This window comes from Amycolatopsis sp. GA6-003 (assembly GCF_046267895.1).
In the GTDB taxonomy this organism is placed as follows: domain Bacteria; phylum Actinomycetota; class Actinomycetes; order Mycobacteriales; family Pseudonocardiaceae; genus Amycolatopsis.
The window spans coordinates 7444267-7470269 of record NZ_CP176499.1 but is presented as its reverse complement, the minus strand read 5'-3'; the positions used below and the strand labels follow the sequence as shown (position 1 = coordinate 7470269).

The 26003-nt window shown below is 68.1% G+C and carries 21 protein-coding genes; 5 read left to right on the top strand and 16 right to left on the bottom strand.

Features of this window, described 5'->3' with window-relative positions; all coding sequences use genetic code 11:
• Positions 1-32: 32 nt before the first annotated feature.
• The 4 genes from F9C12_RS33840 to F9C12_RS33825 all read right to left on the bottom strand — a co-directional run bounded on the left by F9C12_RS33840 (position 33) and on the right by F9C12_RS33825 (position 4905).
• A complete protein-coding gene (locus tag F9C12_RS33840) occupies positions 33-1148 on the bottom strand; it encodes an ABC transporter substrate-binding protein (protein ID WP_409463097.1) in 1116 nt (371 codons plus the stop codon).
• 16 nt (positions 1149-1164) lie between these two features.
• The gene (locus tag F9C12_RS33835) at positions 1165-2925 is read right to left on the bottom strand and encodes an ABC transporter permease (protein WP_409185812.1); all 1761 of its coding nucleotides are present in this window, start codon (positions 2923-2925) and stop codon (positions 1165-1167) included.
• Positions 2926-3086: 161 nt separating this feature from the next.
• A complete protein-coding gene (locus tag F9C12_RS33830; protein ID WP_409185811.1) occupies positions 3087-4136 on the bottom strand; it encodes a pyridoxal phosphate-dependent aminotransferase in 1050 nt (349 codons plus the stop codon).
• Positions 4137-4224: 88 nt separating this feature from the next.
• Complete coding sequence (locus tag F9C12_RS33825) at positions 4225-4905, bottom strand: FadR/GntR family transcriptional regulator (RefSeq protein WP_409185810.1); 681 nt, start codon at positions 4903-4905, stop codon at positions 4225-4227.
• Positions 4906-5070: 165 nt separating this feature from the next.
• Here F9C12_RS33825 and F9C12_RS33820 point away from each other — a divergent pair, with 165 nt between their 5' ends.
• Positions 5071-6261, top strand: a complete 1191-nt coding sequence (locus F9C12_RS33820; RefSeq protein ID WP_409463096.1) for a M20 family metallopeptidase — start codon at positions 5071-5073, stop codon at positions 6259-6261.
• 198 nt (positions 6262-6459) lie between these two features.
• Here F9C12_RS33820 and F9C12_RS33815 read toward each other — a convergent pair whose 3' ends face one another.
• Complete coding sequence (locus F9C12_RS33815; protein ID WP_409463095.1) at positions 6460-8070, bottom strand: thiamine pyrophosphate-binding protein; 1611 nt, start codon at positions 8068-8070, stop codon at positions 6460-6462.
• Positions 8071-8144: 74 nt separating this feature from the next.
• On the opposite strand from F9C12_RS33815, the gene F9C12_RS33810 reads away from it, so the two are divergent.
• Complete coding sequence (locus F9C12_RS33810; RefSeq protein ID WP_409463094.1) at positions 8145-9296, top strand: PucR family transcriptional regulator; 1152 nt, start codon at positions 8145-8147, stop codon at positions 9294-9296.
• Positions 9297-9371: 75 nt separating this feature from the next.
• Positions 9372-10748: an aldehyde dehydrogenase family protein gene (locus F9C12_RS33805; RefSeq protein WP_409463093.1), complete on the top strand. Its 1377-nt coding sequence runs from the start codon at positions 9372-9374 to the stop codon at positions 10746-10748.
• Between the two features lie 60 nt (positions 10749-10808).
• On the opposite strand, the gene F9C12_RS33800 is transcribed toward F9C12_RS33805, so the two are convergent.
• The 10 genes from F9C12_RS33800 to F9C12_RS33755 all read right to left on the bottom strand — a co-directional run bounded on the left by F9C12_RS33800 (position 10809) and on the right by F9C12_RS33755 (position 22210).
• A complete protein-coding gene (locus F9C12_RS33800; protein WP_409463092.1) occupies positions 10809-12419 on the bottom strand; it encodes an FAD-dependent monooxygenase in 1611 nt (536 codons plus the stop codon).
• Between the two features lie 11 nt (positions 12420-12430).
• Positions 12431-13393, bottom strand: a complete 963-nt coding sequence (locus F9C12_RS33795) for a flavin reductase (protein ID WP_409185804.1) — start codon at positions 13391-13393, stop codon at positions 12431-12433.
• A 4-nt stretch (positions 13394-13397) separates the two neighbouring features.
• Positions 13398-14036, bottom strand: coding sequence for a 4-carboxy-4-hydroxy-2-oxoadipate aldolase/oxaloacetate decarboxylase (locus F9C12_RS33790; RefSeq protein ID WP_409463091.1), 639 nt, complete (start codon positions 14034-14036; stop codon positions 13398-13400).
• Positions 14033-14680: an RraA family protein gene (locus F9C12_RS33785; protein WP_409463090.1), complete on the bottom strand. Its 648-nt coding sequence runs from the start codon at positions 14678-14680 to the stop codon at positions 14033-14035. The genes F9C12_RS33790 and F9C12_RS33785 overlap by 4 nt, the downstream gene beginning before the upstream one ends.
• Complete coding sequence (locus F9C12_RS33780) at positions 14680-15348, bottom strand: RraA family protein (protein ID WP_409463089.1); 669 nt, start codon at positions 15346-15348, stop codon at positions 14680-14682. The genes F9C12_RS33785 and F9C12_RS33780 overlap by 1 nt, the downstream gene beginning before the upstream one ends.
• A gap of 2 nt (positions 15349-15350) precedes the next feature.
• On the bottom strand, positions 15351-16367 hold the full coding sequence (locus F9C12_RS33775; RefSeq protein WP_409463088.1) for a hypothetical protein: 1017 nt from the start codon (positions 16365-16367) through the stop codon (positions 15351-15353).
• A gap of 11 nt (positions 16368-16378) precedes the next feature.
• Entirely contained in the window at positions 16379-17380 is a 1002-nt protein-coding gene (locus F9C12_RS33770; RefSeq protein ID WP_409463087.1) for an amidohydrolase family protein, read from the bottom strand.
• 18 nt (positions 17381-17398) lie between these two features.
• Positions 17399-18853 (bottom strand): 4-hydroxyphenylacetate 3-hydroxylase family protein, encoded by a 1455-nt coding sequence (locus F9C12_RS33765; protein WP_409463086.1) that lies wholly within the window; start codon positions 18851-18853, stop codon positions 17399-17401.
• A gap of 151 nt (positions 18854-19004) precedes the next feature.
• A complete protein-coding gene (locus F9C12_RS33760; RefSeq protein ID WP_409463085.1) occupies positions 19005-20453 on the bottom strand; it encodes an aldehyde dehydrogenase family protein in 1449 nt (482 codons plus the stop codon).
• A gap of 137 nt (positions 20454-20590) precedes the next feature.
• Positions 20591-22210, bottom strand: a complete 1620-nt coding sequence (locus F9C12_RS33755) for a thiamine pyrophosphate-binding protein (protein WP_409463084.1) — start codon at positions 22208-22210, stop codon at positions 20591-20593.
• Between the two features lie 157 nt (positions 22211-22367).
• On the opposite strand from F9C12_RS33755, the gene F9C12_RS33750 reads away from it, so the two are divergent.
• Positions 22368-23276: an SAM-dependent methyltransferase gene (locus F9C12_RS33750; RefSeq protein WP_409463083.1), complete on the top strand. Its 909-nt coding sequence runs from the start codon at positions 22368-22370 to the stop codon at positions 23274-23276.
• 242 nt (positions 23277-23518) lie between these two features.
• Entirely contained in the window at positions 23519-25213 is a 1695-nt protein-coding gene (locus F9C12_RS33745) for a bifunctional diguanylate cyclase/phosphodiesterase (protein ID WP_409463082.1), read from the top strand.
• A 223-nt stretch (positions 25214-25436) separates the two neighbouring features.
• On the opposite strand, the gene F9C12_RS33740 is transcribed toward F9C12_RS33745, so the two are convergent.
• Positions 25437-25958 carry a phosphoribosyltransferase family protein gene (locus tag F9C12_RS33740; RefSeq protein ID WP_409463081.1) on the bottom strand — a complete coding sequence of 174 codons (522 nt, stop codon included), beginning with the start codon at positions 25956-25958 and terminating at the stop codon, positions 25437-25439.
• Positions 25959-26003: the final 45 nt, after the last annotated feature.

Genomic DNA, 26003 nt, shown 5'->3' with positions numbered 1-26003 from the left:
CTGCGCTTTCTCTTCGGCCGGGAGGCGAGGTGCTACTTCTTGAACGCCTGGGTGATGAAGTCGAAGTACGGCTTGTTGAACGCGGGGTCCGGGTTCGAGAACGGCAGCCGCGGCAGCTTGTCCAGCGACGGCAGTCCGGGCGGGCCGGGCGCGGTCGGAGTGCGGCCGTAGGAGTTGTCCTTCTCCGCCAGCGCTTTCTGCCCTTCCGGCGAGTACAGCCAGTTGACGTACAGCTGGGCCGCCTCTAAGTGCGGCGCGTCCTTGATCACGCACAGCGCCGAGCGCGCCATGTAGTTTCCGCCGTCCTCGAGCGGGAACACCATCTCGATCGGCGCGCCCTTCTGCTTCTGCGCCTCGAAGTAGCCCTGATATACCGCGATGCCGACGGGGAACCGGCCGCTGGCGACATCTGTGGGCACCATCGGCTCGGATTGAGATATCTGCAGATCCTGCGCGGCGAGCTTCTCGAGGTAGGAGCGGCCCCACTTCTTCTCGTTCTCGGGCAGCATCAGCGATTCGAGGATGTACCGGATGCCGCCGGGCACGGTCATGTCGCCGACCGCGATCTTGCCCTTCCACTTCGGGTCGAGCAGGTCGTGCCAGTTCTTCGGCGCGTCCTGCTTCTGCACCTGGTCGGTGTTGTAGACGAACCCGAAGTAGCGCAAGGCGAAGTAGGTGAGCCTGCCGTCGTTGTCGGTCGGGATCTTGAACCCCGGATCGGCCGTGCGCACGTCCGCCGGAGTGCAGATGTTCGGTTTCGCGGCCGCCTGCGGGGATTCGCCGCCGACGTAGATGTCCGCGATCCGGTTGCCGCTCTGCGCCTCGGTGTCCAGCTTGGTGAGGATCTGCGCGTCCGCCTGGTCCTGCGGGAGCAGCTTGATCCCGGGGAAGCGTTTGGTGAACACGTCGTTCATCGCCTGGTTCGCGGTCACGCCGGGTCCGTACAGCACGAGCTGGGTGTGGTTGGCCGCGAAGGCCTTGTCGTACAGCTCGTTCATATATTTGTTGGCCTCGGCTGACGCACCAGGGACCTCGACTGGCGTACTCGGCTTGGTCGCGCCCGCCGACGCGCAGGCGGTCAGCGAGGCGAGCAGGCCGGCGGTGAGCGCCAACGCCGGCGCGCGCAGTTTCGTACGGGAGAACTTCATTGTTCTTCCTCTCGGATCAGGGAGTGAGGCGGGAGAGCGGACCTGCGGAACGGTCGCGGCCGAGGAACCGGCCGCCGAGCTTGACGGACACCGCGGCGAGCGCGAGGACGGCGAACGCGGCGAGGAGGATGATCATGAACAGTGCCGCGCCCCGTGACATCTCACCGGTGAGGAACTGCTGGAAGGCGGTCAGCGACACGGGTTCCAGGCCGGGCGGCGCGAGCAGCATCGGCACGGCGAGGTTGCCCGAGATGAACAGCGCGGACAGGAACCAGCCGGCCAGGAAGCTCGGGATCACCAGGCGCAGCACGATGGTCACCAGCACCCGTCCCGCGCTCGCGCCGGACATCCGGCCCGCTTCCTCGAGTTCGGGGGACAGCTGGGCGAGCGCGCCCTCGGCGATCCGGCTCGACACCGGGATCGTGGCGACGACCAGCACGAGCGTCATCAGGAACGCCGAACCGTAGAGCCCGCGGAAGGCCGGGAGGTAGAGCACGGCGAACATGTAGGCCAGGCCGAGCACGACCCCGGGCAGCGCCCACGGGATCCAGACCGCGAACGAGGTGTAGCTGCGCAGGAATCCCCGGCGCCGCGCGGTGACGTAGGTCGTGAGCAGCGCGATCGAGATCGACCCGAAGCCGCCGATGACCGCTAGCCACGCGGTGAGCGCCAGGCTCGAGCTGAACTGCGGGTCGGTGAGCATCGTGACGTAGTTGTCGAGGGTCAGCCCGGTGCTCATCACCCCGAAGATCGGCTGGAGGCTGCCGAGCACCATCGCGAACAGCGGCAGCAGGAAGTTCAGCAGCACCACCACGACGATCAGCGCGGACAGCACCCACCGGATCGGGCCCAGCTCCTGCGGATCGCGCCGGGACGTCTTGCCGGTGAGCGTGGTGAAGCTGCGGCCGCGCAGCATCCAGCGCTGCGCGAGGAACAGCAGCAGCACCAGCAGGATCAGCACGAGGGACAGCGCGAACGCCTTGGTGTATTCGGCTGGCGCCTCATCCCGCACGTAGTGATATATCTGCGTCGAGAACACGTAAATCCCCGCCTGCCTGCCGATCAGCTGCGGTCCGTCGAACGACTGGAACACCAGCACCGCGATCAGCAGCGCCGCGCCGGTGATCGCCGGGCCGACCGACGGGATGGTGATGGTGAAGAACGTCCGCACCGTTCCGGCGCCGCTGATCGCCGCGGCCTCGTCGAGCGACTGGTCGCGGTTCTTGAACGCGCCGAGCAGCAGCAGGTACGCGAACGGCATGTAGCCGAGCGAAGTCAGCAGGATCAGCCCGCCCCAGCCCTGGATGTTGATCAGCGGCCCGTGCGTGCCGAGCGCGCGGCCGAGCTGGTTGAGCAGGCCGTTCTGCGCGTTGCCGAGCATGATCCAGCCGAGCGTGTGAAACAGCGGCGGGACGAAGAGGTTGATCACCATGATCGGGGTGAGCAAGGTGCGGCCGGGCACGTTCGTGTTGGCCGCGATCCAGGCGAACAGGCCGCCGCCGGCCACCGAGATCGTGCCGCACACGACGACCAGCACGATCGAGTTCCACAGCGTGTGCCACGTTTCCGGGGATTCGAACGCGGCGAGCAGACCGCTCGTCGTGAACGGCATGTTGTCCGAGGGCAGCCCGTCGCGGAAGGCGCCGAGCACGATCATCGCGACCGGATAAACGAAGATCAGCGTGAGCCCGGCGAGCAGGGTCGCTTTGAGCACGCCGCCGGTCACCGAGCGGCGCGTCGAGGCCCGCCGGTCGTGCTCGAATAGGCGCTCCGTCACTGCAGTCGTTCCTTCCTGCGAGCGGCCGGTTGCCCGCCGCGGGGACGAACAGCTCCGTCCGTCCTGCCGGTTAGCGTAAGAACTCGGGTGCGGCGGCTCATCGAGCGGCTCTCCGAAGTCCTTCCGGTTTCCTCCGACACGGTGTCGGAGGAAACCATTGGTCACCTGAGAGCGGAAAGCACCGCGTCGTTTTCTTCGGGCAGCCCGATCGTCACGCGCGCGCCGCCCGCCTTCGGGAACGGCCGGGCGAGCACGCCGCGAGCCTCCAAACGGGACAGCAGCTCGGCGGCATCTCCGGGCAGGAAAAGGAAATTCGCTTGGCTGGGCAGATACGCGACGCCGGCCGCGGTCAGCTCGGCCTCGACCCGGGCGCGCTCGGAGACGATGACCGCGGTTCTTTCCTTGGCCACAGCCAAACCTTCCGCGCTCAACGCCGCGATGACCGCCGCCTCGGCCACGCTGTTGAGCGCGAATCCGACGGACGTGCGACGCAACGCTTCCGCGATCCGTGGCGCCGCAGCGGCATAACCCACGCGGATGCCCGCCAAACCGTGTGCTTTGGACAATGTCCGCAGCAGCACGAGATTCTCGAACTCGTCGAGCAATCCGACAGTCGCGTCCACCGGTTCGGCAGACACGAACTCGCGGTACGCCTCGTCGACAACAACCAGCACGCGCGCCGGGACGCTTTTCAGGAATTCGCGGATATCCTCGACACCGCGCAGCCCGCCCGTCGGGTTGTTGGGATTGCAGAGGTAGACAATGCGGGTTTCCGGGCCGACGGCGGCGAGCATCGCGTCGAGATCCATCGCGCCGTTCGCGTCGAGACCGACCTCTGTGGACTCCGCGCCGGCGAGCGAAAGCGCGGCCGCATACGCCTCGAAGGACGGTGCCGGACGCACACCGTGCACGCCGGGTTCGCACACCAGCCGGGCGAGCGCGTGCAGCAGAGTGCCGGAGCCGTTGTCGATCGCGATGCGCCCGGCGTCCAGGCCCATCGCCTCGGCGACGGCGGCACGGGCCGCGGCCCGGTGGTAATCGGGGTAGCGATGGGCGTTCCGGGCCGCGTCGGTCATCGCGGCGACGATGACGTCGGCGGGAGCCCACGGCATTTCGTTCTGGGACAAGCGGATCGGCGGCTGCGCACCGCGGGACGAGCGATCCGGGGCGGCGAGCACGCGGTCGACCACACTGCGGAGCTCCAGCAGCATGCATCCTCCTCAAGCCGAGCGATTAACTGTAATGAATATACATAATTCTGAGCGCGTGTACATCCATCAAGTTCGCCCGCTTGAGATATCAGGAAGGCCGGGCTGCCACAGCAGGTCGGCGGTGCCGCGCAATCGCCGACTCCGCCAGGTCGTGGTCGCGCTTCATGACCGCCTCGGCGAAATCGAGGTGCGTCCGCAACCGCTCCTGGGTGGTCGGCGCGGTGACGCCTTCGAGCCGTGCGGCGATGATGTAGTCCACGAGATTCGTGTACAGGCTGCGCAAAAGCTCATTCGGCGACACCTGCGCGATCCGCGCGTGCAGCGCCCAGATCGCAGTGGGAGCCTCGGCGGAATCCCAGGCCGCCTTCAGCGTCTCGGCGCACGCTGAGATATCAGCGATGTCCTCGTCGCTCGCGTTCTCGACCGCGTCGTGCAGCACCGAACCGTCGAGCGCGTCCAGGACGCGCAGACAGTTCTCCACGGTCGCCTTCCCCTCCCGCAACTGGAGCAGCTGATCGCTCAGGTGCGTGAACGGCGAGCGCGTCGCGACGAAGATCCCGCCGCCCGGGCCGGGCTTCGCGTCGACGATGCCGCGGGCGCGCAGCAGCTGGATCGCCTCGCTCAGCGTCGCCGGAGCGACCCCGAAGCGCGCCATCAGTTCTTGACGTCGGCCGACGAAGTGCCCGGCGCTCCAGCCCTCCGAGACGATCTCGTCCTCGAGCGCGCGAGCGACCTGGACGGCTGCGGCGGTGTTCGTGATCTGCGGCAAGGGTCCTCCGAAGTACTCGGTCCGGTGACGTCGCCGACGCGGGTCACGCGTAGTGACAGATTAGAGGCGCACCGGAACCCCGAACACCCGGCATCGTCTATATTGATTGTAGACATTAGACGCTGGCGTCACCAGCGCGGCACGCACCGTTGCCTAAGGAGCCCCATGCCGGTTTCCGCCTCGATCCTCGCCGACTCCGCCGCCCTCCTGCCAGACCTGATCGCCCTCCGGCGCACCCTCCACGCCCAGCCCGAAGCCGGGTTCGCCCTTCCCCGCACTCAGCGGACAGTACTGAACGCGATGGCCTCACTGGACCTGGAAGTGACGCCCGGCCCGCACGATTTCACCTCGATCGTCGCGGTACTGCGCGGCACCCGGCCCGGACCGACGGTCCTGCTGCGCGCGGACATGGACGCGCTGCGCGTCACCGAGGAGACCGGACTGCCCTTCGCCTCGCAAACGCCCGGATTGATGCACGCGTGCGGCCACGACCTGCACACCGCGGCGCTCGTCGGCGCAGCGAAACTGCTGAGCGCCCACCGCGACGAAATCGCCGGCTCAGTGGTCTTCATGTTCGAACCGGGCGAGGAAGCCGGCGGCGGCGCACAACGATTGATCTCCGAGGGCGTGCTCACCGGCGTCGAGGCGGCATACGGCATCCACGTCCTGCCCGGACGCGCCGGCGTGTTCACCACCCGCCCCGGCCCGGTCATGGCAGGGGCCAGCAGCCTGACCGTTCGCGTACTCGGCCGCAGCGGACACGGATCACGCCCGCATCAGGCAGTGGACCCGGTTCCCGCGGCAGCACAGATCATTTCGGCACTGCACACCTATGTCACCCGGCGGTTCCCAGTATTCGACCCCGTGGTGCTGTCGGTGACCAAAATGCACGCGAGCGAGATCATCAACGCCATCCCCGACGAAGCAACGCTCGGCGCAACGATCCGCGCCCTCTCCCCGGAGAACGTGGAGACCCTGTCCCGCGAACTGCCTTCACTGACCGACGGGATCGCATCAGCCTTCGGTTGCCGAGCAGAAACGGAATTCAAGTCGGTTTACCCAGTCACCTCAAATGATCCAAAAGCAGCCACCCATGCGCTGAACGTACTCGGCGACCTGTTCGGCGCAGAACGGGCCGTGCCGCTAGAACACCCAATAATGGCGTCAGAAAGCTTCTCCGCCGTACTGAACGAAGTCCCCGGCGCCTTCATCTTCCTGGGCACCACCCCAGAGGGAGAAAACGCGGACACAGCGGAAATGAACCACTCCCCCCGCGCAGTCTTCGACGACAACGTCCTAGCCGACCAGTCAGCAGCCCTGGCAAGCCTCGCACTAAGCCACGTCCACCACCCCTGAAACGCAGCAAACGCACCCAAACAAGCGAGGCACCCACACCCCTCCCCCACCCCCGATACACAGCCAAAAACACGGCGCTGGGGTGCTTGTCAAGGCATCTTTCCCGCCTTGACAAGCACCCCAGCGCCGTAGTCACACTAAAAAATCGGGGGGCCGACGCAACAACCGTCTGCAAAGTCGCCGCCAGGCGACGAGCCGTCAACGCTTCTCGTGAATCAACGGCCAAGGCGAAGGAAAAACCCCGACCGGCACCTTCACCACCGCAGGCCGCCGAGCCGCCACCGCCGCCCCCACGCACTTCTCCACCGCGGCAGCATCCTCCGCCAGCGCAAAATCCAGCCCAAACGCCTGCGTAAGCAGTTCAAAGTCCGGATTAGTCAAGTCCGACCCAATGAACCGCCCCCCGTAAGTATCCCGCTGAATCCGCCACACATTCCCAAACCGGGAATCCTCGAACAACACAGTCACCAGCGGAATCCCGTACTTCTTGGCCGTAGCGAACTCCTGCATCGACCACCCGATCCCCCCGTCCCCGGTAACCGCGACCACCGGCCGCCCGCCAGCCCCCACCGCGGCCCCCAGCGCAGTAGGCATCGCGTACCCGAGCGTCCCCTGATACCCCGGCCACACATAAGACCGAGGCGCCCGCACCGGAAACCCATACGTCGACACATACCCGATCTGCGTCAGCTCGTTGACGAAAACCCCATCCTCCGGCAATGCGGCCCGGATAGCGTCCACGAACTCCATCTGCGGCCCAGCCTGCTTCCGAATCCGAGCGTCGCAATCCTCGCGCAACCGAGTCAGCTCGGAACCCCACGCAACCCGAGGCGAGAGCCGTTCCACCAACGCCGCCAACACCGCCACCGCATCAGCATTAATTGCGAGATCCGGACGACGAGGCGCGCGAAGATCAGCAGCATCGATATTGACCAACGCAAGCCGAGCGTCGCCGATATTCAACTGCTGCCCGAACGGCGTCAGGAACCGGCTGCCAAACGACACCACCAAATCCGCCGTAGCCCGCAACTCCCACAACGCGAACGCGGGCAACGCATGCGGATCCCGGGCATCGATCGCCCCTCGCCCGTTCTCGCTCATCACCACCGGCGCGTCCAGCAATTCAGCGAGCCGAGCCAGCAGCTTGAACGCCCGCGGGTCGCGCATCCCCCCGCCGACATGAATCACCGGCCGCGCAGAAGCCGCCAGCAACCGAACAAGGTCAGCCACCTCCCGCTCCGGAGCCTCCGGCTCCCGCACCCCGAACGGCTCCCCCGGCTTGAGATCCGCCACCGCGTGCAGCAAATCCGGCCCCAGCTCAAGCGCGACCGGCCGCGGCCGCCCGGTCCGCATCTGCCGGAATCCCTCGTGCACGAGGTCCGGAATCTCCTCGACCCGCTTCGGCCGCGCCGACCATTTCGTCAGTCCCTGGACCGTGTCGGTCTGCCGGGGAATCTCGTGCAATGCCCCGAGCCCGGACCCGACGAGCGGCGACGGGACAGTCCCGGCCAGCAGCATCACCTGCGAGGAACAGGCATAGGCCGTTGCCATGCCAGCGCCGGCGTTCAGTACTCCAGGCCCCGGCACGACCATCGCCACGCCGGGCCGCCCGGAAGCGCGGTAGTAGCCGTCCGCCATGTAGCTGGTCGCCTGCTCGTGCCGCGGGACGACCAGTTCCAGCTCGTCGCGCTCGCGGTACATGCCGTCGGTGAGCCCGTCCAGCTGGACCCCGGGAATGCCGAAGACCGTGTCGACGCCCTCGCTGATGAGCGCCCTGGCGAGCGCGTCACCGCCTGTCATCTGTGCCATGCGGAGCCCTCTCGTCAAATGTCTATAATGAATATAGATCAAATCTCCGGCAGCTGGCAACGGAAGAGGCGGGCATGACTCTCGAAGGACAGGTGCAGGCCTACGCCGACCGGCTCGGGCGGCCGGTCATCGTGTTCGACGTCGACTTCACGGTGATCGCGTTCAGCGTGCACGACCAGGACGTCGACCACGCCCGGCTGGCGATCATCCTGTCCCACAAAGGATCTTCGCGCGCCCGGGAGTCCATTAGGGACTATCGGGTCGGCCAGGCGCGGGAGCCGGTCCGGATCCCGCCGCTCGACGGCGGGCAGTCCCGGCTGGTCGCGCCGGTGCGGCACGAGGGGCGGCTGGTCGGCTACCTCTCCTCGACAATCCCCGAGGACGACGAATCCGCCTACGAGGACGACGACGAGCTGCGCGAACGCCGGGACCAGATCGGATTGCTGCTGGCCGCCATGGCGCTCGGAAACCGGGAAGACGAGGACCGGGCCCGACGCCTGCTCGCCGCGCTTCTCGAAGGCAACGAGGACCAGCGCGTCCGCGCCGCCGACGAACTGCTCGCGAGCGGCCTGCTCTCCCCCGTCCCGCACTACACGGTCATCTCCATCGCGACCCCGCCACGGGCCGAGCCCAGTTCCGCGACACTCCGGCTCGTGCTGGACCGGGCGTTGTCGAGCATTCCGGTCTTCCCCACGTTGAAAGCGGCCGGCGCGGTGCTCGGCAGCGAAGCGGTCTTGCTGGTGCCGTACGAAATCGACACCGACCGACTGTCGACCCTCCTTGCCCAGCCCGCCTTTTCCGGACTGCACGCGGGAGTCGGCGGGGCGCACGCGCCGCTGTCCGCGGCGCACCGGTCGCTGCGGGAAGCCCGGATTGCCTTGCGCGGCGGCGACACCGGCTGCGTGGTCCACTGGTCGGAGTTGGGATTGGACCGGCTGCTGTTGCAACTCCCGCTCGAAGACGTTGATATCTCAGATCTCCCCGATGCTGTCCGCCGGCTGCTCGCCGCGCAGTCCGGACCGGATCTCGCGCAGACCCTGGAGACCTATCTCGACTGCGGCTGCGACGCCCAGCGCACTGCGCTGACGCTGCACGTCCACCGCAGCACCCTCTACTACCGGCTGGATCGCGTCCGCGCGGTCGCGGACGTCGATCTCGCCGACGGGAAGGTGCGCCGCGAACTCCACACCGGACTGCGGATCGCGACGCTCGCCGGCCTCCGGTAGCCGCGCCTGGTCGCACCTGGTCCCGCCGCCCGCAATTGACTATATTCAATGTGAACTTTTACGGAAGGGTCCCGCATGAACGCACTGCTGACCACCGTCTCGGTCGCCGACGACCGCGGGCGGCCCGTCTTGGACGCCGCGACCAGGGAAGTCGTTGGCCACGCACCGGTGCACACGGTCGACCAGCTGAACGCCGCGGTCGCCGCCGCGGCGGCCGCACAGCCGTCTTGGGCCGCGCTGGGACACGCTGAACGGTCGCGAATCCTGCACGTCGTCGCGGACGACATCGACGCGCACGCCGAAGAACTCGGCGAGATCATCACCGCGGAGCAAGGCAAGGCCGGCGGTGCCGGTGAGGCGCACGGCGCCGCGCATTGGCTCCGGGCCGCGGCGGACACGGTGCTCGAACCGCAGCCGCTTCCGGATGGCGCGGAACAGCACTACGTCCCGCTCGGCGTCGTAGCGTCGATCGGCCCGTGGAACTTCCCGGTGATGATCGCGGTGTGGCACGTCGCGCCGGCGTTGCGGATGGGGAATACGGTGGTGCTCAAGCCTTCCGAGCAGACGCCGCTGAGCGTGCTCGCGCTCGCGGAGATCTTCCGCCGCCGCCTTCCCGCGGACGTGCTGACCGCGGTCTCCGGGGATCGCGAGGTCGGCGCCGCGCTGGCCGCGCATCCGCGGATCGCCAAGATCGTGTTCACCGGCTCGACCGCGACCGGACGCCGGATCGTCGAAAGCTCGGCGGGCAACCTCGCGCGGCTCACCCTGGAACTGGGCGGGAACGACGCCGCGATCGTGCTGCCCGGCACGGACGTGGAAGCCGTCGCCGACAAGCTCTTCTGGGCGGCTTTCATGAACACCGGCCAGGTGTGCGCCGCGCTCAAACGGCTTTACGTGCACGAATCGCTTTACGACGACGTCGTCTCCGCGCTGGCCGAACGCGCCGAGAAAGCGCCGATGGGGCCGGGACGGGACAAGGCGAACCGGCTCGGGCCGGTGCAGAACCCCGCGCAGTTCGAGATCGTCTCCCGGCTGGTCGAAGAAGCGCGGGCGCGCGGTGCCCGGATCGTCACCGGTGGCATGCCAGCGACCGAACTGGGGCCGCTGTTCTACCGGCCGACGATCATCGCGGACGTCGAGGACGGTGCCGCGGTAGTCGACGAGGAGCAGTTCGGACCGGTGCTGCCGGTGATCCGCTATACCGACGTGGACGACGCGGTGCGCCGCGCCAATGGCACTGACCAGGGGTTGGGCGCTTCGGTCTGGGGTGCCGACGCGGACCAGGTGAACGCGGTAGCGCAGCGGCTGGAGGCGGGCACCGTGTGGATCAACCAGCACGGCGGCGTCGACCCGGCCATCCCCTTCGGCGGCACGAAGGCGTCCGGGTACGGGCTGGAGTTCGGCGTGGAAGGCCTGAAAGCCATGGCGGCCAGCAAAATCATCCGCCGGTGAAACCAGTGAAGGCCTCCTCGAGGGGTTTCCTCGAGGAGGCCTTCACTGGGGGCCAAGGGGTCAAGCGCCGCGAAGCTTTTCCCACAACTCGGCCGCGGCCGCCCGGTCGGGCGGAGCACCTCGCCAGACCACAGTCTGGTCCTGACGTACCAACGTGACGGGGCAAAGATATTCAGCTGGCAGCGTGGTCACTTCAACGACCGCGAATGGGATACCTCGGCGTGCCGCTTCACCGGTCAGCGTTGAGATATCAACGCCGCGCCCGGTGATCGCCGTGTAGCCGGGCGAGAAGTGGTCGTACAGGGAGGAGCCGTCCGCCAGCGTGAAGTGCGGGGCACGGCAACCGGGCACAGTGGACGGTGTGTAGCTGCCCATCGTGTAGCCGGGTGCTTCTTCGCCGTCGTAAGCGATGATCGGGGAATCGTGGTACGCATACCCGTAATTCAGCCCAGCGGCGGCGAACTGCGGCTCGTTCAACTCCCGTACGGCAGCGCCGAACGCCTTGCGCGCGGCGTCACCGGCCGGGGTATCGTCCTCCAGTTCCGCAGGAAGCCCTGGCCGGGCCAGCTTTCGCTGGTGGTTCATCGCGAAGTGCGACACCTGTTCGGTGATCGGCCGCCGTTCGGCTTCATAGGCGTCCAGGATCCCTTCCGCCGCCCAGCCACCAAGGTGGGCACCGAGCAACCAGGTCAGATTGAGCACGTCCGCGATGCCCGCGTTCATCCCGAATCCGGCGAACGGCACCCACAGATGCGAAGCGTCCCCGGCGAGGAACACCCGCCGATCGCGGAACCGGTCGGCGAGCAGACGGCGCGCGACCCAGTCCTCTTTGGACACGACGGCGTACTCGAACGCCTCGTCCACACCGAGAATCGCGCGGATCGCCGCGTCCCGGTCGACGGATTCTTCCGGCGATGAAAGGTAGGTGTGCACGAGGAAGGTTTCAGTGCCGTCGATCGCGTACACGTGCCCGACTCGGCGTGAATTGAACGTGTAGTACCCCCACGCTCGCGGTTCGTCGGCGGACATCAGCGAGTACAGCTTCGGTGCACGGATGCAAGTGGACTGCACATGCTGGAGCACCGGATCGCCGCTGAGCTTCGCGCCGATCTGCTTGCGCACCGCCGAACGGCCGCCGTCCGCTCCGATGAAGTACCGCGCGCGCAGAGTCCGTTCGCCCGCGCCGTCGGACACTATTGCCGAAACGGATGATTCGTCCTGGCTCACCGCATGGAACCGGGTGCGGTTGAGCAACGTCACGCCGGGGGCGGCAGCGGCGTTGCGGGCGAGAATCGGCTCCAGGAACGTCTGGTTGATCCGGTGCGGCGGCTCAGGCGTCGCCCAACTCGTGTCGGGACCGACCCGGGAGGTGTACCGCTCCCCGCTCGCCGGGATCGGGATGCGCGACAGTTCCCGCCCGGTCAGCGAGGTCCGGAACGCGACGTCCTGCGGATAGTCGCGCGGCAGTCCGGCGGCGCGCACCTCCGCGGCGATTCCGAGCCGGCGGAAGCTTTCCATGGTGCGCGAGGCGACGTGATTGCATTTGACGTTCGGCGGTTCGAGAAACTCCCGCTCCTCGACGACGATCACCGAGACCCCGCGGCTGCTCAGGTCGAGTGCGGCGACCAGGCCGACCGGACCGGCCCCGACGATGAGGACGTCTGCGTCCATGGTTTCTCCGTTCAGCACGGCATTCCTTGCGCCACCACGCCAAGGTGCTCGGTCATCAGCCGACGCGCGGCCTCCTCGTCACGGTCCTCAATGGCCTGAAGGATGCGGCGGTGCGCATCGACCGCACGAGTCGCCCGCTCGGCGTTGGTGTGCACGGCATAAACGCTTTCCCGAGGGCGGTTCAGCGCGCCGACCGACGCGGCGATCGCCGGATTTCCGCTGAGCAAGCCGAGCCGGGCGTGGAATTCCAGCGACAACGGGTTGTACCGGCTTGCGTCGTGGACGTGTTTCTCCGATTCCTCGACCAGCTCCCGCAATTGTGCGACTTGGTCGTCGCCGGCCGCCCGTGCGGCGAGCGCGGCGGCCGCTGGTTCGACCGCGTGCTGTGCCTCCAAAAGCTGTTCGGTGCGCATGCCGTGCAAATGCAGCTGAATGGAGAGCGAATCGGCGATCCGCCCGATGTCCGCTTCGGCCTCTTCCGCCGTGCTGAGTTCGCGGTATTCGCCGGACCAATACAGCAGCGGCTGCCCGGTTCCCCCGCCCGCGGAAACGACTTCGCCGACGAGGATGATGTGGTCGCCGCCGCCCAGCATGGTGTGCACAGTGCAGTCGAACCAGCTCAGCGCGCCGGTGACGACTGGTGCGCCGGTGGCTTCGGTGTGCGTCTCGACCTCGTCGAACCGTTCCTTGCTCCGGCCGCGACCGCGTCGAGCGAAGCACGCGGAAACGTCCTGTTGATGGCGGCCCAGCACGTTGATCGCGAAGACTCCGCTCGCGCGGATTTCGTCGAGGATCGGGCTGTGCGAATTGATCGATACTGTCACCAAAAGGGGGTTCAGCGAAAGGGAGACGAACGACGTCGCGGTGATTCCGTAAAGGTGACCGTCGAGCGCGGTCGTCACCACCGTGACGCCGGAAGCGAATCGTCCAGCGGCCTGGCGGAAACTGTCGATCCGTTGCTGGTCGGAGGTCATCGGGTCACCTCCCTTCGTCCGGGACGCCGAGGCCGCGAAAGTCGTAGACGTCCAAAGTGGTCTCGCCGGAACGGAGCCGGTCCAGATAGGACTCTTCCTTCTCCGCACGGGCGCGGGACGCGGCCAGCACCCGGTCGTACTCTCCGGCCGGGAGCACGACGACGCCGTCCCGGTCGGCCACGACGACGTCACCGCGGCGAACCACCCGGCCGCGCAAGGTGATCGGGCGGCCGACGGTGCCCGGCCAGTTCTTGATCGTGCCGCGGATCGAGATCGCCGTGCTGAACACCGGGAATCCGAGCGACGCGAGCTGCCGGGTATCGCGGACGCCGCCGTCGATGACCAAACCACTGATCCCTCGGGCCTGCGCCGCGACCGCCATCACCTCGCCCCAGTACCCGAACGGCGCGCCACCTGCGTCGACCACAAGCACGTCACCAGGGCCAGCGGCCTCGATCCCGTGGTGCAGCGCGAGGTTGTCGCCGATTTGCGCCGACACCGGCACCGCGCTCCCCACAATCTGCGCACCGTCCCAGGCTGGTCGGAACGCGGCATCCAGGAAGCAGTCGAGGCCAGAAGCTTCGTACAGGGTGGCCGTGCCGAGCGTCAGCAGTTCCTTGCTGTCTTCGGCCAATGTGGTCATGCGTCCGCCCGCTGCAGATCGTGGTAGCCGTACTTCGCGCGGGCCTCGGCGATCGTCGCGCCACCGAGCGCCGCGGCGAGGATCGCTTCCTCCCGCGCTCGGATCATCTCGGCGACCTCCAGCACGTCGTCCTCGCAGTCGCGCGGAATCGCCACGACCCCGTCCGAGTCGCCGAGCAAGATGTCGCCGTGCCGGACTGTTACGCCGCCGATCGTCACTGGCCCGCGTTCCTCGGCCACCTCGACCCGGTCCTTGCCGGTGCGCATGAACCGACCGCGGCTGTAGATCGGATAGCCGATGGACAGCGCGCGGTGTGTATCGCGGCAGACCCCTTCGATGACCGTGCCTGAGATACCACGTTGGTGCGCTACTGCGGTCAGGATGTCGCCCCACACGGTGCAGTCGAGCCGGCCGTCATTGTCGAGCACGATCACCTGACCCGGTTCGACCTGGTCGATGAAGTCGCCGACGGTGCCCGCGGGGACCTGCGCACTGACGTACCGCACGGTGAACGCGCGGCCGACCATGCGCTGTCCGTCCGCGAGCGGAGCGAGACCGAACAGGCTGCCCGGGCGCTTGAGCTTGTCGAGGGCGTCGGAGACCGTCGCGGTGCCGAGCGCGGAGAAGCGGTCAAGGAGAGACATCAGCGCTGCTCCACGGTGACTGAGGGGAATTGGGAATCGTGCATGACTTCTTGCACGTCACGACCGGACCGGACCGCCTCCGCCATCCGGGCTTCCCGCTCGGCGATCCGCTGCGCGAGTTCGATGACGCGTTGAGCGGCTCCGGCGGCGACGAAAACGACACCGTTGACATCCGCGAGCACAAAGTCTTGCGGGGCAACTGAGATACCAGCGATCTGGATACGCTCGTCCATCGCGGCCTGGACGATGCGGCCCCGCGCGCTGACCGGAACCGCAGTGCGCGCGAAGACCGGAAGCTTCCGCGCTTCGCTCTCTTGGACGTCGCGGCAGGCACCGTCCACGATGACGCCTGCTACGCCGCGCCGGACCGCGGCCTCGGTGAGCAGGCCACCCCAGCACGAAACATCCGTGCGGCCGTGGTTGTCGATCACCACGACGTCGTCCGGCTCGGTGATCGCGACCAGCGGGGTGGCGATGTGCGTCGCCGGTCCGGCGGTCGCTTTGGGCGCGGCGGTGACCGTGCGCACCCGACCAGCCAGGACCGTTCCCACAGGCCACATCGGCTTCAGCGCGGTGACCGCGCCGGGCAGGCCGAGGGTGTCCAATGCGTCCGAAACCGCGCAGCTGTCGAGTCCGCGCAGCGCGGTGATGATCTCTTCGGGAGACATAGTCACTTCCGTTCCCAGGTAAGGAAACCCATCGCGTTGCCAGTGCCAGCTTCCGTTCGGTAGCACGGTTCGTAGTCCACGCTCGTCACCGCGAGCCCGGCTTCGTCGGCGATACCGGCAACCGCGATCCAGTTGCGCAGCTCCGAGGCACCGGATCGCATCTCGGCGGCTGGGACGCTCGAGAGGTAGCCAGCGTCGTGGTCCCGCAACGCTTGGAGGAACTCCTGGTCCAGCTTCTCGTCGATCACGAAGTGGCTGAGCCCGCCCGACGCGACGACGCCGACGCGCAGGTCCCCGGGGAACGACCGGATCGCCCGCGCGACCGCGCGCCCGAAGTCGTAGCAGCGTTTGGCTCCCGGCGGATTCGGCTCCCAGAAGGTGTTGATGAAGATCGGCACCATCGGCAGCGTCGATTCCTGGCCGAGGAACCGCTGGTAGATGAACCCGAAGCCGTGCGGAATGGCGTGGTTCTCGTACCGCCCGGCCGGGATGACCTCGGTGGCGCCGGTGTCGAAGTCCTCGGCCTGGGTGGACTGGATGAGGTGCTTGCCGAGCGCGCGGTGCGTGGGCCGCATGATCGTGCGGTCCGGGACGTCGCCGGCCGCGGCCTCGGCCAGGCCCGGCGCCATCGCGTCGAGCTGCGCCTGGGTGAACGGCACATGCGCGACCTCGTCGCCCCAAAACACCGAGAACGGGGCGAGCCATTCGTCGCCGTAGGTTTCCTTGTGGTCGCTGGAGACGATGACGACGACATCAACGTCCTGAGCACGAATGAAGGCCGCGAGCCGGTCCATCGACCGCTGGCAGCTCTCCCAGCGACGCGCCATCGCCTCCGGAGTGATCTCCTGCGAGAAGTCCTCCCGCAGCTCGCGCAGTTCCTCGTAGCGGTAGGTCTCGCCGCGGAACTTCAATGCCTTGCTGGCGCGGTCCGCCGTACCCCTGATATCCCAGGCGTGCGGTGGTGGCGCCTTCAGCTGCGGTCCGTGCGAGGTGCCGAATCCGGCGACGATCTCCGTCATGGTCGTCCCCCTCAGAGCTGGAAGAGCGCGCGGGCGTTGTTTTCGAGGACGTCGGCGCGTTCCTTCTCGCCGAGCCAGGCGATGTCGTCGATGAGCAGGTGGATGTCGTCGAACCAACGGCCGGTCTCCGGGTCGATCTGCGATCCGGTGCCCGGTTTCTCCGAGCCGAACAGCACCCGGTCGGTGCCGACGACCTTCATCAGCAGCTCCAGGCTGTCCTGGGTGTACAGGCAGGAGTCGAAGTGCAGCCGGCGCAGTTTGTCCAGATAGGACACTCCAGTGCGCACCACCGACGGCAGGAACCGGCCCACCTGGTACGGAATCGCGCCGCCGCCGTGCGAGACGATCACCTTGAGGTCCGGGAAGTCCTTCAGCACTCCCGAGTTCACGAGACTCCACACCGCGACGGTTTCTTCCTGGATGAAGTGCAGGCTGTACGGTTCGCGCGCGGGCGGCTTGCACCCGGCCGCGTGCAGCAGCACCGGCACGTCGAGTTCGCACAGCACCTCGTACACCGGGTACCAGTACCGGTCGCCGAGGGCGAGCGGGGTTTCCGTGCCCTCGTAGGGATCGGTGTTGAGCATCGCGCCGACGAAGCCGAGCTCCGTCACCGTGCGGCGCAGTTCAGCGGTCCATTCCCGCGGCGTCAGGTCCGGGCTCTGCGGCAGCCCGGCGACGCCCTTGAACCGGCCGGGGAACAGTTCGGTCGCGCGGTGGATGAGGTTGTTGGTCTCCTCGGTGAACCACTGCACGAGCTTGGCCGGCCGTTCGCTGTGCATCATCTGGAACGGGCGGGGCGAGATCATCTGCAGGTCGATCCCGGCGCCGTCGAGGTGCGCCAGATGTGAGATATCACCGAAACTCGGATGCGGGTGGTGGTACGCGGCGGCGAGCGCGTCGTCGCTGATGGCCGGGGGTTTGCCACCGTGCGCGCCGCGATGCGACAGCAGCGAGGCTTTCCAGGCGTAGTAGGCGTCCGGCGCGGACATGTGGCCGTGGACGTCGATGATCACGGAAGGCTCCTTGCGGTCTCAGGCGAGCGGCTTGCTGATGAGTTCGTCGACGCGCGCGTCCGTCGCCGACGTGTCGTAGAAGCGCAACAGCCGGGTGCGGCCCGCGCCGGGGTCGCCGCGGTGCAGGTACTCGTACAGTTCCTGGCGCATCCCGAAACTCGAGCCGGCGAGTTCCCAGCCGAGCCGGAACAGCCGCGCCTTCTCCGCGGCTCCGATGTCGTGGCCGCGCATGTAGAGGTCCAGGAAGGGGCGCAGTTCCGGATTCGCCAGGTCGGCTTCGGTCGGCTGCATGATGAGGCCGGACGCGGCGACCTGGCGCAGGATCTGAACCATCCGCGCTGAGATGTCAGCCGACCAGAAGCCGACGCCGTTGGTGTTGCTCGGGGCGAGGTGCCCGCCGGGCGTCACGACCGCGTCCGCCTCGGCGCCCTTGATCGCCAGTTCGAGCGTCTGGACGTAGGAGAGGAGTTCGCCCAGCTGTTCCTGGATGCCGCGGAAGGTGTCCACGCCGATGGAGTGCGCGAGCTTCTTCGCGACCGAGGCGAAGAACTTCATCCGGGCGAGGAAGCGGATGTGCGTGCTCTGCAGGCTCCAGACGTTGATCCGGCCGAGGCCCTTGAGCGCGCGCAGGGAGTCGCCGAGCAGGAAGATGCGTTCGCGCGGCAGGAAAACATCGTCGAAGAACAGCATCGCGTCCTGCTCGTCGTACCGGTTGCCGAGCGGGTGCGAATGCCCGCTCTCCGGCGCGCCGAGCGGTTCGCGCAGCAGGATTTTCAGGCCCGGCGTGTTCATCGGCAGCGCGAACCAGATGACAAAGTCTTCCGCGCCGCGCGCGGCAGTGACGCCGTTGAGATATACCAGCACCTCGTGCGAGAACGGCGCGAGCGTGGCGAGTTGCTTCGCGCCGCGCAGGACGACGCCGTCCTCGCGCTCCTCCACGACGCGCAGGGCGAGGTCCGGGTCGTCGAGCGGGCTGGCGCTGCGGTCGATCTGCGGGTCGCCGAGCGCGTGCGTCAGGACCAGGTCGTGCTCCATCGCGAACCGGCGGTAATCGCGCGCGTTCTGGCCGAACCCCTCGCGGTTCTGTTCGAGTTCGTCGGCGTAATCGGCGAGTCCGGCGGCCACATTCGACATGAAGTCGGGCGAACGACCGAGCTGCCCGAGGCTTTCCCGCATCCACCATTCCGACGCGGCGAATTTGGCGCGCAATTCCTCGGGGGTCTTCGGCAGCGAAAACGCGTAACTGACCTCGTTGCCGGTCTCCTCGGACTTGAACAGGGTCGCCGCCCGCCCCTCGGGAGTGGCGAACCGCAGGTCGAGCAGCCGGGCGAACTCGTCGACAGTCGGCTTCAGCGCCGGGTGCTCCGCGACGTTTTCGATGCGCTTGCCGTCGAGCCAGACCTCGCGGCCGTCGTTGAGGCTCTTTTTGTACTGCTCGCCGGTCAGCGCCCCGGTGGCACCGGAAATGTCCATGTACTCCGACTCCTTTGTCTGTGACGGGCCCGCACCGGGCGACAATGCGAAGCTACGGAAATCGCGACGCCAGGTAATCGGCCCGCTGCGGGAATCTCCGCCGCGGGCGTCCGACACCGTGTCGGAAAGTCCGACGCGGTGTCGGAAACGCTCAGTGCTGGATCGTCGGCACCGTCACCCATTGCCAGTAGGTGAACTCGTCCAGGTTCCAGTGCCCGCCGTGCCGTCCGCCGTTGCCGGACGCGCCGAGGCCGCCCATCGGGATGTGCGCGGCGTCGTAGATGGTCTGGCCGTTGAGGGCGACCATGCCGGCACGCAACCGGGAGGCGAAGCCGAGGGCGCGCGCGACGTCGCGGCTGTGGATCGCGGCGGACAGGCCGTATTCGGTCGCGTTGGCCAGTTCGAGCGCTTCTTCCTCGGTCGAGAACCGGGTTACCGGCGCGACCGGACCAAATATCTCACTTCGGAAAGCTGCGTTGTCAACTGTTACGCCGTCCAACACGGTCGGTTGGTAGAACGCACCGTCGTGCGCGGCACCGTGCACGACCCGCGCGCCCCCGGAGACCGAGGCCTCGACGATGTCGTGCACCCTCTCGGCCTGCGCGGTCGTGATCAGCGGACCGAGTGTCGTTCCAAGGGCCTTCGGATCGCCGAGCCGCAGCTTCTCCGCCGCCGATTTGAGCCGTTCCACGTACTCGTCGGCAATGCTGTCGTGCACCAGATGCCGTCCGGTGGCCATGCAAATCTGGCCTTGGTGCCGGAAAGTCCCGCCGGCGCCCGCGGCCGCGGCACGCTCGAGATCCGCGTCCGCGAACACGATGAAGGCGTTGTTGCCGCCGAGTTCGAGCACCACGCGCTTGAGCAAGCCGCCCGCGATCTCGCCGACCCGACGGCCAGCGGCGGTTGATCCGGTGAACGAGATCGCGTTGGTGTGCGGCGAACGCACCACCGCCTCGCCGGTCGCCGCACCGCCGGGCAGTACGTGCAGCACACCGTCCGGCAGACCCGCTTGCTCGAAGATGTGCGCGAGCACCGCACCTCCGGAGAAGGCGGTCTTCACGTCCGGCTTGACCAGCACCGCGTTGCCGAGCGCGAGCGCCGGGGCGACCGAGCGGATGGCGAGCATCAACGGCGCGTTCCAGGGGGCGATCACCCCGAGGACGCCGACGGGGACCCGCCGGGCGATGCCCAGCGTCGTCGGGTCCTCGACGGGGAGAAGGTCGCCTTGCGACATCGTGACCAGCCCCGCCGCGGCGATCAGTTCGTCGATCGCTTTGTCGACTTCATGCTTCGCCTTCGCGGGCAGCGAGCCGCTCTCGCGCACGAGGACGTCCTCGACGTCGGCGCGGATGTCGCGCAACGCGTCCGCGGCCCTGGTGAGGACGTCGGCCCGCTCGCGGTACGACGCACGGCTCCACTCAGCCTGCGCTTGCGCGGCACGCGCTCCGGCCCGCTCGACGTCGTGCTGATCGGCAAGGCCAGCCAGGCCGACTTTTCCGCCGTCGCCCGGCGAGACGACCGGCTGCGTGCCACCGCCGCCGGTACGCCAACCGCCGGAGTAGATATGCCCGTCTGCCTCGCTGAGATCCCACCGGGCCATCGTCGTCGCCTGCCAATCCTGGTGCGGGTGCGGAGATCGCCGCGATGCTAGGTCGGCGCGAGCGCTCGCTTCATCGCTTCGGCGACGCAAATCCCGGGCCCGCGACTGGACACGGTGTCGGAATCAGGCGGTCGGGATCACTGCCGCAGCTGGCCGTTCACGCGGATTTCGATCAGCCGCGGACCGTCTTCCGGTCCCGGGTCCTCGGCGAGAGCGGCCCGCAACTCCTCGGCTCCGTCGACCGTCGTCGCCTGGATGCCGAACGCCGTCGCCAGCGCTGATATCTCAACGCCGCTGATGTCGGTGAGCGGATACTCCTCTCGTTCGCCTCCGCTTTTCCGCATACCAGCGACCACGGCTTGGTATCTCCCGTTGTTCACCACGAGATATGTCACCGGCAGCCGGTGGCGTACCACGGTCCAGAACGCGGGTACGCCGAACTGGACCACGCCGTCGCCGACAACCGCCAGCACGCGCTCTCGCCGGGCCATGGCAACCCCTGCCGCAGCGCCCATTCCCCAGCCGAGCGAACCGCTCGCGGTGGCGAACAGCGAATCCTCCCGAGTGCGCTGGAGAAAACGCAGCAACGGCAGCGTCGAGGTGACCGCGTCGAGGACCAACAACCGTTCCCCGCCGATGACGTCCGCCACGGTGCGCATCGCGACCGCGGCACTGAACTCCCCGGCTAAGCAAACTTCGGCTTCCCAACGGGCGCGCAGGTCCTCGCTGTCCTTCCGTACCCGGGCGAGCCACTCGCTCCGCGATGGTGCGCACTCCGGACGAACCCCTTCGGTCAGCCCGCGGAGCACCGCCGCGGTATCGCCTACGACAGCTCCGGCTGGGACGTACCGGCGGCCGGGCTCAGCAGCGTCTTCGGAGAGATGCAGGATCGGCACGCCCGGCGGTAGCGCCGCGACCTCGGCCGAGAACTCCACCGGTGTCGGCATGCCTGCCAGCACCAGCAGATCCGCTTCCTCCAGCAACGGTGCGCGGGGTTCGAATAGCCCGGCGTAGAGCGGGTGATCCGTGCGGAACGACCATCGTTCGAGATCCCGCCGGGACTCCACGAACACCGGTGCGCCGAGCCGTTCGGCCAACCCCGCCAAGTCTCCGGTGGCTCCGCGCCGCGCGACGTCCGAGCCGGCGACGACCACTGGCCGCCGGGCCGCATCGAGCAACGCGCTCGCATGCCGAACCGCCTCCGCGGCTGGGCCCTGCCGCGCACCCCAGCGGACCGGAGGAGCGACACCGGGTTCGGCAGTCAGATGGTCCTGCGGAATCGCGAGAATCGCCGGTTGCTCCGGGACGACCGTGGTATGCCACAGCGTCCGGCTGATATCTTCCAGCAGGTCTTCAGCGCGCAGGTTCTGCCAGGAATAACCCACGTACGGCGCGGCCGTTTCGAGCAAACGCGGCGAAGTCGTCAGCGCGCGGTGCGGAAGGGTCGCTGTTCCCTTGATGCCAGCGAGAATCGCGACGCTGCTGCGCGCGACCTGCGCCGCATACAGATGCGCCAAGCCATTCGCGACACCGACGTTCGTGTGCAGATAAGCCACGCCGATCCGTCCGGAGGCGCGCGCGTAACCGTCGGCCATGGACACCGAGATCGCCTCGTGGGTGGTCAGCACGAACTCGGGACCGCCGCGACTGGTGGCAAGAGCTTCGAGCACTGGTATCTCAGTGGTGCCGGGACAGCAGAAAACGTGCTCGACTCCCCACTGCGCCAGGGTTTCCAGCAACCGCGCGGCAGCCGTCATGTCGTCTCCTCACCGCATCGACGGCCCCGCACGTTACGCAGCACACCGGGCGGTGCGCTCGGACGCGGCGACGGAAGAACCCTCGCGGACTGTGCGACACGGTGTCGAGATCGGAGTAAGTTGCGGTCTCGACACCGGCGAAAGGCAAGGCGGCTCAATGACTTCTGCCCGGCACGACGGAGACACCTGGGATCTGGCGTCCAGCGTCGGCGCGACCGCGACCATGGCCGCGGCGGCGCGAGCGATCGCGACCCGCGAGGACAGCACGCTGTTCTCCGACCCGTTCGCCGAACCACTGGTCCGGGCAGTCGGCGTCGACCTGCTCGCCAAGCTGGCGTCCGGCGAGACCGCCTCGGGCGCCCTGGTCGGGCAGGTCTGGATCGACGCGGCCAAGATCCGCGGCAAGTTCTACGACGAGTTCTTCCTCGACGCGGCCGCGGCGGGCATCGCACAGGCGGTGATTCTGGCGTCCGGATTGGACTCCCGCTCCTACCGGCTGCCCTGGCCGGACGGAACCGTGGTGTACGAGATCGACCAGGAGCCAGTGGTCGAGTTCAAGTCCCGCGCCCTGGCCGACCTGGGCGCCGAGCCCACCGCGGACCGGCGGCCGGTCGGCGTCGACCTGCGCGACGACTGGCCCGCCGCCCTGCGCGCCGCCGGTTTCGACCCGGCGCGGCCGACCGCGTGGAGCGCCGAAGGCCTGCTGGGATATCTGCCCCCGGAAGCACAAGATCTTTTGCTGGACACCATCACCGAACTCAGCGCGCCGGGAAGCCGCGTCGCCACCGAAAACCGGCCCAACCCGCGCCCGGGCGACGAGGACAGGACGAAGGAACGCCTCGACCGCATCTCCGAACAATGGCGCGGCGAGGGTTTCGACACCGACATGACGAGGCTGCGCTACTTCGGCGAGCGCAACGAGGCGGCTCCGTACCTGACCGGACTCGGCTGGACGGTGCGGGGAAGCACGGTCCGGGAGCTGCTCGCGGCCAACGGTCTGCCGCCGCTGGAGGACGACGATCTGCGCATGGGCGAGCTTCGGTATATCAGCGGGGTCCTCGCTTAGACGTCTCGCGCAGCCGGCCCCGCCGTCGGCAGTGGTCAAACCATCACGCCTGGTCACAGACGCTTCGCGACCGGATTGTGAGGGTGGTCACGAGGCATACCGCGGGTTTGCTCCCGGCTCGCGAGAATCCCGAGCACAGCCCCCGATCCCGAATAGTTTTCCGGTTCGACCGCCCGTCCACGCAGGTCAACGGGAGATAACGGTTTCATGGAGATCCGTGCGTTCCGGGCGAGGATCTGCGTGTGCTCGCGCCCGCCGACCAGGTTCGTTTCGCCTTCGAGCCGCTGTACAGCCTCTACAGCGGCTCGGCTGTCGCAGTCGAAGCGGTCGGGCATCCGGCGGCGGGCTGGGTGCAGGATCTTCTCGACGCGGCGGGCGACCAGGCCCAGCTCGTCGACGCGGACCTCGACCTCGTGGCCCGCGCGGCCGCGGCGGCCGGACGGACGGCAGCCGGGGTGTCGTTGCATCTCAACCTGAGCGCCAGTGCCGCGGGCGCGCCCGCCGAGCGGTTCATCCCGCTGCTCCAGACCCTGGAACGCACCGGCCGCCGCCCCGCCGACGTCGTGCTGGAAGTCACCGCGCCGCTCGCCCTCCCGAAGCCGGGCACCCTGCTGCGGGGCCTGCACCGGCTCCGCGACCTCGGCTTCCGGCTGGCCTTCGACCGGCTCGGGGCCGCGGGCCTGCCGATGAACCTGCTCGCCGAAGCGCCGATCGAAATGATCAAACTGGACCGTGCGACGCTGCGCCGGCTCCCGGCGAACGCGGCGACCGTCGCGCTGGTGGAGGCGCTGGTCCAGTTCGCCGCGCAAACCGACCTGCGGCTCGTCGCGACGGGAATCGAGAACGACGCGGAACTCGACGTCGCCCGGCGCTCCGGAATCCGTCTCGTGCAAGGGAATCTGTTCGCCACCGCCGCTCCGGAGCGTGTGCTGCCCGCCGCCGAACGCGGCGACCAGCCGGGCACCATGGTGGTCTCGCCCGCCGCCGGACTGCGGATCCCGGAATTCCTCCGGCAGGCCAAGACCCTGCCGGACGACGCGACCTGCGACGACGTCCACGCGATCCTGTCCGCCGAGCACGCGCCGAAGGCGATCGTCGGCCTCGACCAGCAGGCGCGTCCACAGTGGACGATCGACCGGATGCGGTTCCTGCTGGCGGTGACCGGCCGGTACGGGCACGCGCTGTACTCCGGGAAACCCGCGGCGAAACTGGCCGGTCCGCCGCGGCTGGTCCGGATCGACACCGGCACCCGCGAACTGCTGGAACTCATCGCCGACGGCGGAGCCGAGCACAGCGGCGACGACCTCGTCGTGACCGACGCGTCCGGCCGGTACCAGGGCGTGGTGCGGCCGAACGAGGTGATGCGCCGGATGGCCGCGGTGAAGGTCGAGGCCGCGGTCGCGCTCAACCCGCTCACCCGGCTGCCCGGCAGCGACGCGATCGCCCAGGACGTCGCCCGCCGGGCCGGCGCCGGACGGCCGTTTGTGGTGGCCTGGCTGGACATCGACCACTTCAAACGGCTCAACGACACCGCCGGGTTCGCCGCGGGCGACGACCTGATCCGCGCCATCGGCCGGGCGTTGACCGACCACGCCCGGCGGCTCGGCGACGTCACCATCGGGCACGTCGGCGGCGACGATTTCCTTGTGGTGTGCGGGGTCGAGGACATCACCGCCCTCGCTGACGCCGTGCTCGGCCAGGACTGGTCGACCGACGGAGTGCCGATCACGCTTTCCCTGGCGAGCCTCGTCCAAACCGGCGCGTCGGCGGGCACGTACCGCGAAAGCGCACGGCTGCTGGCCCCGTTGAAGAAGCAGGCCAAGGGGATCCGGGGGTCAAGCTGGGTCAACAGCTGGCCCGGTGCCGGACGGGCGCAGGTTCTTCGTGGCGGCAAGGAAACGAGCAGTCGGTCGCCGATGCTGATATCTCAGCAGTAGTCGACACTGATATCTGCGGCCAGGCAGCGAAAACCGCCCGGCCACCGTCAGCACCCCGGCAGCTCACCCGCAGACAGCAACCCATGCAATCGCCCAAGCCGCGACCACACCGCCGCAGCAAGCTGATCGAAAAGAAACCAGCAGCCACTCGCCAACGCTGATATCTCAGCAATAGCCGACACTGATACCTGCAGCCAGGCAGCGAAAACCGCCCCGCCCACGGTCAGCACTCCGGCAGTTCGTCCGCGGAAAGCAACCCATGCAACCGCCCAAGCCGCGACCGCACCGCCGGAGCGAGCTGATCGACCAGCACCGCGCAACCGGCCAGCTCCGCGCCCGCCTCGGTCACCAAGTCGCGCACGGCCAGCGCCTGGCTGCCCGTCTCGATCCAGTCGTCCACCAGCAGCACGCGGTCGCCGGGCGAGAGCGCCGACCGCTGCATCCGCAGGACGTGTCGGAAACCCCGGTAGTCCGGGTCCGTTTCGCGGGTCAGCTTCTCGCCGGGGAACAGCCCAGCAGCCTTCCGGACCGCGGCGAACCCGACGCCCAGTTCCAGCGCGACGGCACCGCCGAGCAGGAAGCCCCGCGATTCGATTCCGCACACCGCGGTCACGCCCGCGTCGCGGAACGGCTCGGCCAATGCCTTCACCACCTCGGCGAACGCCTCGCCGTCCCGGAAAACCGGCCAGAGATCGGCATGTCCGCCAGTCCAGCGGAACCGCTCCAGCAGAAGAGCACGTGTCATTCGGCGATCCTGGCCGGTCACCCGGTCGTCAGGCGAGGCGATTTC